The sequence below is a fragment of the Paenibacillus swuensis genome, assembly GCF_001644605.1.
In the GTDB taxonomy this organism is placed as follows: Bacteria; Bacillota; Bacilli; order Paenibacillales; family DY6; genus Paenibacillus_N; species Paenibacillus_N swuensis.
This window is the reverse complement of record NZ_CP011388.1, coordinates 1,770,309-1,782,769: the sequence shown is the minus strand read 5'-3', so window position 1 is coordinate 1,782,769 and position 12,461 is coordinate 1,770,309. Positions and strand designations below refer to the sequence as shown.

Genomic DNA, 12,461 nt, shown 5'->3' with positions numbered 1-12,461 from the left:
TATATTAAAATGAGGATGCGGATGTGTCAAAAGGAAATAATTAATGGAAAGGAGTTGTTTTGTGGAACGAATGGTCTTATTTAAGCGGATTTACTCTTATTAGGACGAATAGGGACGTTGTTTATTATAGCAAAAGGTTTTAGAATAAGTTCTTAAGAACTACTAATTAGAACAATTCAAATGAGAAGGAAGGTTTCAATGGTCTTAAATCTGTTTTTGGTTGCACTGCTGATTCTTCTTACCGCATTCTTCGTTGCCACGGAATTTGCCATCATTAAGCTGCGCCCCAGTCGTGTAGATCAAATGGTGATGGAAGGAAAGAAAAACGCACTTTCGATTCAGAGAGTTACAAGTAATCTAGATGGATATTTATCAGCATGTCAGCTGGGTATTACCATAACGGCATTAGGACTAGGTTGGCTGGGTGAGCCGACGGTTGAGAAAATACTTACTCCATTGTTTGAACAACTGGCGATCGGGGAAAGTATGGCTCATTTTCTTTCCTTCATCATTGCCTTTGTCTCCATTACTTTTCTTCATGTGGTGCTTGGTGAGCTTGCGCCAAAAACGTTAGCGATTCAAAAAGCGGAACTCATTTCTACGTTTACGGCACCGCTTATTATTTTGTTCTACAAGATTATGTATCCTTTTATCTGGTTACTGAACGGTTCTGCCAATGCATTCATACGTTTGTTCGGCATGAAACCCGCAAGCGAGCATGAGGAAGCCCATTCGGAGGAAGAGATCCGCATTATTTTGTCCGAAAGCTATGAGAGCGGCAAAATTAACAAAGCGGAGTTTGGCTATGTAAGCCGTATATTTACCTTTGATGAGTTGTTGGCAAGGGAGATTATGGTCCCGCGAACCGATATGATTTGTTTATATGCGAATCATTCTCTCGAGGAAAATTTAGCTATTATCAAAAAAGAACAATACACTCGTTTTCCTGTCGCTTTGGAAAGTAAGGATCATATTATTGCAACAATAAACACCAAGCAGTTTTTCTTAAATTACGATAATAATCCTGATTTTAAATTCGAGTCGTTGCTCCAACCTGTGATGGCGATTGCTGATGTGATGCCTGTAAAGACATTGCTTAAGAAGATGCAGCTAGAACATGTTCACATTGCGATTCTGTTAGATGAATATGGCGGAACGTCGGGTATGATCACGATTGAAGATATATTGGAAGAAATTGTCGGCGAGATTCGGGATGAATTCGACGCGGATGAGAAGAAGGAAATCGAGCAAGTTTCGGACAACCGGTTTGTTGTTGAGGGAATCGCTCTGATTGACGAAGTGAACAAAGCTTTAGGTGTAGATCTGGAGCATGAAGAGGTGGACTCAATTGGAGGATGGCTGTACAGTCTTCAACCGGAGCTCTCTAAGGGCGAAGAGTGGACATACGGGACATTGACCTTTATGATTCTGGAGAAAGAAAACCATCGCGTACGTCGTATTGAAATTACTAAAAATCATAGTGAACGAGAAGAAGACAGCACATCTTTAGGAAACTAAACATTATCATTATGGCCAAAATAGTGCGCAAAGCGCAAGCAGACATTTCAATAATGTCTGTCTTGCGTTTTTTTATTTTCCAGTACTTGACACCTTTAGTGTACTTCATGCATAATACACTTATTGAGTGTATGAACCAAGTAGTACACACACTGAAGAAGAATGAGAGGTAGCCTTATGACGATAAGCGAAGGCTGGACGGACGTAACCTTTAACAACCGGGATCCGGTCTATTTACAAGTGGTACGGCATTTTAAAGAGCAGATCGTTACAGGTCGTTTGCAGGCGGGCGAAGTCATTCCGTCACGTCGGGAATTAGGGTCGCTAATGAAGATTAATCCCAATACGGCACAGAAAGCTTATAAAGAGATGGAGGATCAGATGTTGATTGTCACGGAGGGAAATTCACCGAGCCGGATTACACTTCAGGAAGAAGTGTTGAAAACCATAAGAACCGAGTTGCTGGCTGAAGCCGTGAAAGAATTCGTGGCCTCTGTCCGAAAGATTAATGTACCCGTGGAAGAGCTGCTGGACTTAGTTGAGCAAAATTATGCGGAGAGCGGTAAGCTCCGGAAGGATCAGCTTGCGAGTGGAGGTACGGAACATGATTGAAATGATTGACGTACATAAGCGTTTTGGGCGCCGAAAGGTGTTGAACGGCATATCCTTTACCGCATCCAAAGGAGAAATTACTTGCTTGATTGGCATTAACGGCGCGGGGAAATCAACTATACTCAAAGCTATCATGGGGCTGACTCCTGTGCACAAGGGTGCCATCCGGATTGGTGGACAGGCAGTGGGCAGTGACCTTTATAAAAGAGCGGCCTTCATTCCCGATCACTTAACGATGCCGGGGGCGATGAGAGCGTGGGAAGCTCTGCGTTTCATGGCCGATTTCTATCCGAATTGGGACGCGGCGAGAGCGGCAGAGTTAATGTCCTTCTTCAAGCTGAACAGCGAGGATCGAATCGGCAACATGTCCAAAGGAACGGCGGCTAAGCTGAACTGGGTGCTGGGATTAGCTTTAGACACGGACTTTGTGTTGATGGATGAACCTTTTGCAGGGATTGATATGTTTAGTCGGGAGGCCATTACCGAAGTGTTCTCCAGTCACTTGATCGAGGACCGGGGTGTCTTGCTGACGACGCATGAAATCAGCGAGATGGAGCATCTTTTGGACAAAGCGGTCATCATGAACAACGGAGCGATAACCAGGGAGTTTCACTGTGATGATTTGCGCCGGGAAGAGGGCAAGTCCGTCATTGACGTGATGAGGGAGGTGTACCGCGCGTGAGCCAGTATTTGAAGTTGTTACATATGGAGATTCACAGGTTTCGTTATATGTTGGCGGGATTGGTTGGTTTGATTATCGTGTGCCAGTTCGGGGCGTTAATCATATGGATCACGAGTCAATTAAATGACATTAAACTTGATGGGTTTATTAGCGAAAACAGACCACGCAACACGGGTTATTTCCCGGATGAAAGATTATCGTTTACAGAAGCGGTACACAGCAGTTACAACATCTATTTCTTACCGATTATGATCTGTGCAGCCGTACTGATCCTTTATGTTTTCGTGATTTGGTATCGAGACTGGTCGGGTAAAAGCACCTTTATTTATCAATTATTAATGTTACCTCAGTCCAGACATACTCTATATTGGAGCAAGCTGACAGCGATTCTTGTATTTGTATTCGGATTGCTCGCGGTGCAGTTGCTACTGTTAGTAGCCCAAGAGTGGTTATTTAACTGGATGGTGCCTTCGGATCTAAGAATTCCCTCCTTTTTTGCGGACATTATAGCAGCTGATCCGGTATTCAGCATTTTTCTGCCTAGTGAAATAGAACAGTTCTTTATTAGTTACGGGCTGGGCATTTTATTAATCATCATTATCTTTACCGTCATCTTAATAGAAAGAAGCTACCGAAAGATAGGTGTTCTCTACGGACTGGTTTACTTGGTCGTGGTTGCAGTCATTCTCTTATATCCTCTATTCAGATTGGGCCTCACAGCTTACTTGTATCCTCATGAAATTATCTATATGGAGCTGACCCTGCTTGTGCTTGTGTGTATAGGTTCATTGTGGTTCAGTTTTAGACTATTAAACAATAAAATAACAGTGTAAGGAGCACACCGATGAAACGATACTGGTTGTCCTTATTAATAGGCGTTTTAATTATTACAGGTTTAGGAATGTATTATACGGCCAACGCCATAAACACGCTTCCCGACTTTGTGCTGGAAAAAGTGACAGGTAAGGAGGAGGAAGGAAAATCGATTCTTCTTGGTGGAAGGTATGAGGGGCGTTTAAAATCCATTGAAATGTCTGTGGATCAAGCCGGAAGTACTTATGTTGGAAGTCATCCTCTTTTTGACGATATTCTTAATCGTGAGTTTTATAATTATTACAAAGTGGAAACAGACGCCTTGATTAATAACTACAAAGGGTTCATGAGAGGCAAAGGAGATATTACTGCATTATTAAATCATAATGATTATTTGATCTACGCTGATGTTAGCTCCTATCGTGAGAAAAATGCATATATCCAAATCACCACCCTAGAAAAACAATCTGGAGTAGGGAAGAAATTTAAAGTTGATATTCCTGATGGTGAATCCATTCGCTGGATTAGTGTACATGATGTGCAGTTAACGGATAGCGAAATTCATATTTTGGCTAATCCATCCAGAATGGGTCCTAATAATGGGAAACAAGTTATTCGTTATTATGATTATGTTGTAAATCTAGAAAGTGGTGCACTGGTACGAACAGTACAACTTGAGGTTCCTGTAAAGTTAGGATCAAATGAAAGGCTTGAATACAGCTTCTACCACCCGAATGATAATGTAACTCAACAAGAACAATATTTTATGCTTCAGGTAAGGCATTCAAGAGGAACAGACAATAACAACGGTCGGAGTTCTACTCTACTCTCAAGACAACTCTGGTATTATTCATATCAATCACAAAAGATTTTGCCCATTAAAGAGAGCTTAGTCCATTGGAATAATGAAAACCGTGCTACTGATCCTGAGCAATTAGATGATTATTCGACGCTCACATTAGAAGATAACAAGGTCTCAGGCGCCAACGTTGAGGAGTCATCCTTATCATTATGGGCTTTCAATTTAGATACAGGCCAAGCATTGAAACGAACGGGTACAATATACGCCAAAGATTACGATGCGGTAAAATTCCACTCTGCTCGCACACGCGGAGATAAGGTGTATGTACTTGCTTACAAATGGAAGGATCCATGGGTGGATCCTATAGTATTGGTCTTCGATATCCATAATGGAACATTATTATATAAGGGTGAGGTCACAGAGAAGGGCTCAAACTCCAAGGATAAGAATGATTTGAATATATACGCTTTGCACTTGAAAAGTTGAGGAAGCGATCCATGGAATCTTGCAACATCCAACCCCTTAAAGAACTCGAAACCTATGGATACCAAATTGCCTATTACCTGTTGCAAAATGAAGCGATGGCCACCGCTGCGATGCAGAACAGCTTAAAGATCTTATTTCAAGACCAGACGTTTCATACGCAATCGTTAACGGGCAGGCAACAGCAGATGAAGAAGGTCGTGATGAAACAATCACTCCAGCAGCTGGCTTCCAAGATTACTTGCTAGGCCCTTGACTCTCCCCCAGGGGCAATCCTGTAAGCTGAGCTCAGAACCATTGAAAGGACCACCACACATGCTGACGATCGGCCAACTTGCACGAATGTTCAACATCACGCCTAAGACGTTGAGGCATTACGATGCCATCGAATTGTTCATGCCCTCCCAGATCGGAGAAGAGAACGGATACCGCTATTATGCTCTGGACCAGTTGCCGGAGTTACGGTATATCGTATATCTTCGGTCTTTGGGCATCGGCATTGATACAATCTCGAACTTGAAACAGAGCGGAGCTCTGGACAAACCGGAGCGGATCCGGGCTCTGCTCGAACAACAGGCAATGAGCATTCAGAATGAAATCATGCAACGGCAGGAGCAACTTCGGGTGGTGGTACAGATGGTCGACTACATTAACGGTACAGGAGGCATTCCAATGGAGTACATGGAGATTGTAAAACCGGCATTTCGAGTGGTTGGTTTGGAGTGGAAGGGGCCAAAATCGGACGAGAGCATTCCGCAAACTTGGCAGACATTTAACGAGAGAGCGCATGAAATTCCGAACATTGTTGAATCTGAGATCGCCTACGGGGTCTGCATTTCGATTCCCGGTGACGATTGTGGAGGATTCCGTTACATTGCCGCCTATGAAGTTAGCGAGGGCGAAGTGCCTGCAGGCATGACCGCATTCGAAGTCCCAACCCAGAAATATGCCGTATTCACACACGTCGGCTCGGTGGATCGGCTAAAGGAAACCTACGATGCCATTTACAGCAAATGGTTACCCCAAAACGGCCTGAACCCAGTTCCCGGTGTAGATATGGAAGTGTACGGCGCCAAGTTCATGGGTCCCCATCACGAGTCGTCGGAAACGCAAATCTATATTCCGGTTGCTGGCTAGGCTTAAGACAACAGGAGGAATTGGTACAACATGAAGAAACGCATCATGGGCTTACTGGCAGGAATTGTGGTTGTCGCTTTCGTTTATTATTTGTATGACGGGCAAAAGGCAGAATATAAAGTTATTACGATCGATGAAGCGCCGACGGACATCCGTACAGCATTAAAGTCCTACGACACTACTAAGTTCAGTGTTTTTGAAGATGAGAAGAATTCGTACATTTACTACGATCCAGAAATTGCACGAGAAAATGACTATATTTCGGTAAGCTTGAAAGTTCATAACAAATTTGGCCAAATGGTCATCTCAGCTCATACCGATCATGCTGTGAATGATGGGGAAGTTAACAATGACGTGCTCATCCAGATGGACAAAATCGATCCAAAGACGATGGTGCTTAAAGAAATTGATAAGAGATGAGAAAATCCCCTCTTCCGAGTTGGAAGAGGGGATTTTATTGGGGGATTGCCCATCACTGGCGCTATCTCTAGGGAGCGAATCCGACCCGAGCGGTATAGCAATAGTTCTAACGAATGCAGGTAACGCTTAAACGTCTTGATTATTCACTTTGTAATTTTAACGAACCGTAGGCAATCTTAGAAGCCAACATTACCATATATTGTTTCGAAAATGCTCGCTAAGCGTCTACCCGATTCGTTAGAAATTTTAACAGAAGCAATAGGGCTTCTAAGCGCTCTGAGAATTCGTTAGGAGGTTAAAACCTTCCACCTTTAACTCTTCCAAGATTGCGGATGGTCATCCGAAACCAGTTCCGCCGCGCTGGCGTTCGCATCCACTTGCGCTTCGTCTTTACAGCCGGGGATGACGGTGGTCACTGCCGGATGACGCAAGCACCAAGCCAAGGCCCATTGCGCCATATTCGTACCCTCCGGCACTTCGGTGCGGGCAATTACCTCGACTAGCGTAAGCTTGTCCCGCAGATCGTCAGCGCCGACCCGCTTGCGAACGTCGCCTTCCCCAAACGATGCACCCGGCTTGTACTTCCCGCTCAGAAAGCCGCTGGCCAGCGGCACTCGCGCCAGTACGCCAAGATCCTGCGCTTCGCATGTTGGAAATACCCGCTCTTCCGGCTTGCGATCCAGCCGGTTATAAACCACTTGAATGGCGGAGGCGCCGACCTCAGTGGCTTTCTCCGTTTGATGCAGGTTATCATTGCTGCCGATGGAGATGCCGAGATGACGAATTTTGCCCGCCTGCACCTGCTTGTCCAATGCGGTCCATAAGGAATCGTTATCAAATGCGGAATCGGGTCCCGAATGGAACTGATACAAATCAATGTAATCCGTCTGCAATGCCTGTAAGGACCGATCTAATTGCAGCAGCATATCTTCCGTACCCATCTTGTCTGTACGGTCAAGGTGCCCATGAAATTGGTGGCCGAATTTCGTGGCCAGCACCCAGTCCTCACGGCGGTCATTTTTGAGAAATTGACCTATTAAGGATTCAGACAGATGATCGCCGTAACACTCAGCAGTATCAATCAGGTTAATGCCCCGTTCTTTGGCCCGCCGAAGGACCGCCCCGGCCTCCTCCGCTGTGTAGGATCGACCCCACTCGCCTCCAAACTGCCATGTGCCTACGCCTACGACCGACACTTTAAGTCCGGTGTTGCCTAATCTGCGGTATTTCATTGATTTTGCACCTCCATGGGATGGTTGATGAACGTAATGACATCATTATAAACTTTTGGAAGGAAGGACACCAACATAAGCACTTCTAATAAGAAAAGCCACACCCCGGTTACACCGCCTAAGCGGGATTGCCGGTGTGTGACTCTTTAAACTCTTAAGTTACTTGACTCTCCACAAAGCCGCGACATTAGCCGGTTCCCAGCCTTGAATCGAAGTGTGAGCTTGCAGACAAACATAAACTTTGCCGCTGTAAGAGACCTCGTCACTTACTTTATAGCTGACGCCTGTTGCCCAAGCCGTCCCGCCTGTGCCGCCCCCTGTTGAGGCATCCGTCGTAACGGAAAGGGCCGTACTGGAAGCGGAGCTGTTGCCTGCCGCGTCTTTCGCTTTCACGGTGAAGGAATAAGCCGTGTTGGCTGTCAGTCCCGTAATGGAAGCGGAGTTGCCGGTTACGTTCACATTCGTGCTTCCGTACGTAACTGTATAGCCTGTTACGCCTACGTTATCGGTGGAAGCCGACCAGCTTAAGTTCACGCTTGTCGAAGATTTGCCTGTTGCCGTCAACCCAGCCGGTGCATAAGGTGCAACAGTATCGCCGCCACCGCCGCCGGTTCCGCCGCAAGTGCCGACTGATTTCCAAGGACCGTCCGCACCGCTCAGGTCAGGGCGGTCGCCTTGTGTCCACCACTTGGCTTCATATAAGACGCCATTGTAAGAAACACGTTGTGTTCCTGTATAAGCTGTTGTGGATACCCACGCCGCAACCGTGCAAGTGTTGGCGCTATCTGTAGTTACTGATAGCGGCGCGCTTGCCGCTGAGATGTTACCTGCAGCATCCTTCGCCTTAACGGTAAAGCTATACGCTGTACCTGCCGTCAAGCCCGTTATCGATGCTGTTGTGCCGGTTACGTTCACAGATGCGGTTCCGTAGCTCACGGTATAACCTGTAACACCGACGTTGTCCGTGGAAGCCGTCCAGCTTAAGTTTACCGAAGTGGAAGTCTTCGCTGTGGACGTTAAGCCAGCAGGAGCGGAAGGCGCAACGGCATCCGGTGCGGGTGCATTGGTTGTCACGTTTACCGCATTGCTTGCTCCTGACAAGTTGCCTGCCGCGTCTTTCGCTTTCACCGTAAACGTATACGCAGTGGAACCTGTCAGTCCGCTAATTGTAGTTGAAGTGCCTGTTACATTCACATTCGTGCCGCCGTAAGAAACCACATAACCTGTAACACCCACATTATCCGTGGAAGCGTTCCAGCTTAAGGATACCGTGTTGGAGGTTTTTCCTGTTGAAGTCAGCGCGCCAGGCACGGTTGGTGCCGCAGTATCCCCAGGCTGTACCGGTCCTGTTAAATCACTGCTCAGTTTGTTCAACAACGTCTTGTTGCGGTCGCCGCTGAACTCCCAGAACATCGCGCCGGCAAGACCTTTGGATTTAATATAAGCCGTCTTATGGCCAAAAGATTCAACATCGTCGTAGGAGATAAAATTACCGTTAGAAGGATTAAACAAGTAAGGCACTTTAGCTGTATTGTTCCAGTGCCGGGTGTAACCGTTCTTGTTAATGTAATTCGCTTCCAGATCATAAAAGTCAAATGATCCTTTCTCCCATGTGCCTACATTTGCCCCGCCAGCGCAGGACTGATATTGTCCGTTGCCTGCTGAAGAACAACCGGACCAACCTCTGCCATAGAAAGGGGTGCCCATGATCAGTTTATTGGAAGGTACGCCAGCAGCCAGATGAGCTTGAACCGCCGCATCCACGTTAAACGCCGCGGCTTGAGGTAATCCTGCATTGACTGCAGCCTGATCCAGATATAATGGAGCATTATGACCGCTGGTTGTCTGCCAACCGCCGTTCATGTCGTACGTCATAATATTAATCCAGTCCGTGACTGCCGCGATTTTATCAAGCTCCGTATTCGCAACGAATGTTGGTCCTGCACCGGAAGCGATCGTCAACAGGTAATCCTTACCGTCCGTTGCTTCCGCCGCGTTCAATTTCTCACGAATCTTTTGCAACAATAATGTATAGTTCTGCTTATCCGCAGGACGCACGCTGTTGCCGGGCAGGCCGCCGCCTACCGGATACTCCCAGTCGAGATCTACGCCGTCGAACTGATACTTACGCAGGAAATCTACTGCAGAATTAGCGAATACTTCGCGTGTAACAGCGCTTGCCGCCACATCGGAGAATTTATTGGACCAAGTCCAGCCGCCTACCGAAATGATCGTTTTCAGATTGGGATTGGCTTGCTTCAGCTTAATCAGCTGTTTGAAGTTCCCCTTAAGCGGGTCGCTCCAGATGTCGCCCGGGTTGCTTTTGCCCGCATCAATCCAAGGATCGCCCATGACAATCGTACCGTTCGGCACATTGATGGTGCCTACCTCATCCTGACAAGACCAGGTCTGCGGATTAGGCCCCGTCGGATCCGGATTGCCGTGAATGCCGTTCCAGCAAATGTCCGCGAAAGCGTAATTGATATGCGTAACTTTAGAGGCGTCTATATCGTAAACCTGATAATTGCGTCCATAGGCTCCCCATGACGGGTAGTAGCCAACAATCTTGTAATCCGAAGCGGCTTCCGCTTTAGGTGTGCTCAAACCGATATAAGGAAGAAGGGATAAGATCAGAGCGGCCAACAGGGTATAAATGAGGGTAACACGGTAAGACTTAGACTTAGCCTGAATGGACATGTATATAAATACCTCCTAAAAATAATTGGATTTACGAGCTTCCAAAAACTTAGAATCAGTTACAGAACTTGATGCAGCTGTCGAATTCACCGTCAATCGAAACCAACCTTTCTTATCACCTCCTAATAAAAATGCCTGCTCTATATCATTTTTTATCAAATAATAGAGTAGGCTTAGCATAGAATGAGAGAGCCGCAGCCAGTGCGGTGGTGCATGGTACGTAAATTAATTGTGAAGGAAATTGTTTCCTGGCGTAAGGGATAACTTTATCCGAAAGAGGGACACAATTCTATAAAGGCGACAAAATAGCCTTGTAACAAGCGGGTTTTATCGAAGCAGGCATTTGCAAAATAAGGAGTTAAGTCGCATGGCGTTACCTTGGAAGGAGCATGGTCGGACTTGAGAACTAACAAAAAGTGTTGTTGGCTTCTACTTGCGAAAGATATACAATAAATAACATAGGTAGGTTCATAAACACGGCGTCCAGTACTTAGGGTCGTGAGGTGAAAATATAGGTGAACCGGAAGGAGCAGGAATGAATACAACACAAGCAGTAAACGCGGGGAGTTCGGAGTTTTCCATCCGCAAAATCATCGGACCGATGATGGCGATCATACTGGGGATGATCATGGTTATATTGGACAGTACCGTGGTGAACGTAGCTTTGCCTGGCTTGGTTAAGGACTTTAAATCGGATGTAGCCACCCTGTCCTGGACAATCACAGGGTATACACTTGCTTTATCTGCTGTTATTCCGCTTGCGGGATGGATGACAGATCGGTTCGGAGGAAAGAGAGTGTTTATGATTACGGTCGCTTTCTTTACCCTGGGCTCGGTACTTTGTTCCATTGCGCAAACGCCTGAACAATTGATTATCTACCGAATCATACAAGGATTGGGCGGAGGCATGGTGGCCCCGATCGGGATGGCGATGGTATTTCGTCTGGCGCCTCCGGAGAAGATGGGCTCTGTGATGGGATTATTGGGAGTTCCCATGTTGCTGGCGCCGGCCCTAGGTCCCGTACTTGCGGGATATTTCATTGAGTACGTCAGCTGGCACTGGATATTCCTAATTAATTTGCCAATCGGGATTATTGCTTTATTGGTTGCGATGAAATTTCTGCCGAAGACCGAGAAGAAGGCTGTGCCTTCCCTGGATATCAAGGGGATGATTCTGGCACCGATCGCGTTCGCGACGCTTGCGTATGCGGTTAGCGAAGGAGGCACAAGCTGGACTTCAACGAACACCATTACAGCGCTGATTGTCGGCGGTATCGCGTTGATTGCCTTTATATTCGTGGAATTGCGTCAGAAACAACCCTTACTGGAGCTTCGCGTGTTTGCTTCGAAGGACTTTTCCAGAGGAATTGTTATCGCTTGGTTATCCCAGATTGCTCTGTTCGGTTCCTTCATGTTAGTGCCGCTCTATCTGCAAGGAGTTAAGAATTACAATGCTTTTGATACAGGATTGATCTTGCTGCCTCAGGCGCTTGCTTCAGGAATTTTCATGCCGCTGGGAGGACGTTTGTTTGACAAAATCGGTGCGAGGCCGCTGGCGATTACCGGTCTGACCGCGGTGACATTGGCTTTGATCATGCTTTCGCAGATTACGATCGATACCAGCTTACCTTATATTATGGGGGCATTAATCTTGATGGGTGGCGGAATGGGTTGTTCCATGATGCCGCTTAACACGCATATTTTGCAGGCGGCTCCGCGCAGTCTGGTGCATCGGGTAACCCCGCTTACAACCGCTGCGCAACAGGTCATGGTATCTTTCGCCGTTGCGGGATTATCCGGCTTCCTGGTTTCCCGGATCTCCACCTATATGACTGAGAAGGGAAATCCCCTCGACGCAAGTATATCTGCCTACGGCGACACCTTTATCTTCGCGGCTTGCGTAGCCGCATCCGGAGCCGTATTGGCGCTGCTTCTGCGCAAGCCGAAGCCTCAGGCGTCTGAAACGAAGACAGACGACAAAGGCAATGCGGCCATGATGATGAACCACTAATTATTCTCTTACTAAACCCTTTCGGCATTAGCCGGAAGGGCTTTTTTTTTACAC

The 12,461-nt window shown here is 46.7% G+C and carries 11 protein-coding genes; 9 read left to right on the top strand and 2 right to left on the bottom strand.

The genetic code is table 11. The annotated features are described in order from the left end of the window. The first annotated feature begins 198 nt into the window (after positions 1–198). The 8 genes from SY83_RS07755 (at position 199) to SY83_RS07720 (ending at position 6,467) form a co-directional block, all read left to right on the top strand. A complete protein-coding gene (locus tag SY83_RS07755) occupies positions 199–1,518 on the top strand; it encodes a hemolysin family protein (protein ID WP_068605715.1) in 1,320 nt (439 codons plus the stop codon). 177 nt (positions 1,519–1,695) lie between these two features. Further along, a complete protein-coding gene (locus SY83_RS07750) occupies positions 1,696–2,130 on the top strand; it encodes a GntR family transcriptional regulator (protein ID WP_068605713.1) in 435 nt (144 codons plus the stop codon). Then, positions 2,123–2,812 (top strand): ATP-binding cassette domain-containing protein, encoded by a 690-nt coding sequence (locus SY83_RS07745; RefSeq protein ID WP_068605711.1) that lies wholly within the window; start codon positions 2,123–2,125, stop codon positions 2,810–2,812. Before SY83_RS07750 ends, SY83_RS07745 begins: the two co-directional genes overlap by 8 nt. Then, on the top strand, positions 2,809–3,645 hold the full coding sequence (locus tag SY83_RS07740; RefSeq protein WP_068605709.1) for a hypothetical protein: 837 nt from the start codon (positions 2,809–2,811) through the stop codon (positions 3,643–3,645). The genes SY83_RS07745 and SY83_RS07740 overlap by 4 nt, the downstream gene beginning before the upstream one ends. 11 nt (positions 3,646–3,656) lie before the next feature. Further along, positions 3,657–4,913: a hypothetical protein gene (locus tag SY83_RS07735; RefSeq protein WP_068605707.1), complete on the top strand. Its 1,257-nt coding sequence runs from the start codon at positions 3,657–3,659 to the stop codon at positions 4,911–4,913. Between the two features lie 11 nt (positions 4,914–4,924). Further along, positions 4,925–5,158: a hypothetical protein gene (locus SY83_RS07730; protein WP_068605705.1), complete on the top strand. Its 234-nt coding sequence runs from the start codon at positions 4,925–4,927 to the stop codon at positions 5,156–5,158. 49 nt (positions 5,159–5,207) lie between these two features. Beyond that, the gene (locus SY83_RS07725; RefSeq protein ID WP_197479992.1) at positions 5,208–6,047 is read left to right on the top strand and encodes a MerR family transcriptional regulator; all 840 of its coding nucleotides are present in this window, start codon (positions 5,208–5,210) and stop codon (positions 6,045–6,047) included. Between the two features lie 30 nt (positions 6,048–6,077). Further along, a complete protein-coding gene (locus tag SY83_RS07720) occupies positions 6,078–6,467 on the top strand; it encodes a hypothetical protein (RefSeq protein ID WP_068605701.1) in 390 nt (129 codons plus the stop codon). 311 nt (positions 6,468–6,778) lie between these two features. Here SY83_RS07720 and SY83_RS07715 read toward each other — a convergent pair whose 3' ends face one another. Beyond that, complete coding sequence (locus SY83_RS07715; RefSeq protein WP_068605699.1) at positions 6,779–7,699, bottom strand: aldo/keto reductase; 921 nt, start codon at positions 7,697–7,699, stop codon at positions 6,779–6,781. A 159-nt stretch (positions 7,700–7,858) separates the two neighbouring features. Continuing rightward, entirely contained in the window at positions 7,859–10,396 is a 2,538-nt protein-coding gene (locus SY83_RS07710; protein WP_068605697.1) for a glycosyl hydrolase family 18 protein, read from the bottom strand. Between the two features lie 535 nt (positions 10,397–10,931). Between SY83_RS07710 and SY83_RS07705 the strand changes: the two genes are divergently transcribed. Beyond that, positions 10,932–12,407, top strand: a complete 1,476-nt coding sequence (locus SY83_RS07705) for an MDR family MFS transporter (protein ID WP_068605695.1) — start codon at positions 10,932–10,934, stop codon at positions 12,405–12,407. Positions 12,408–12,461 lie beyond the last annotated feature (54 nt).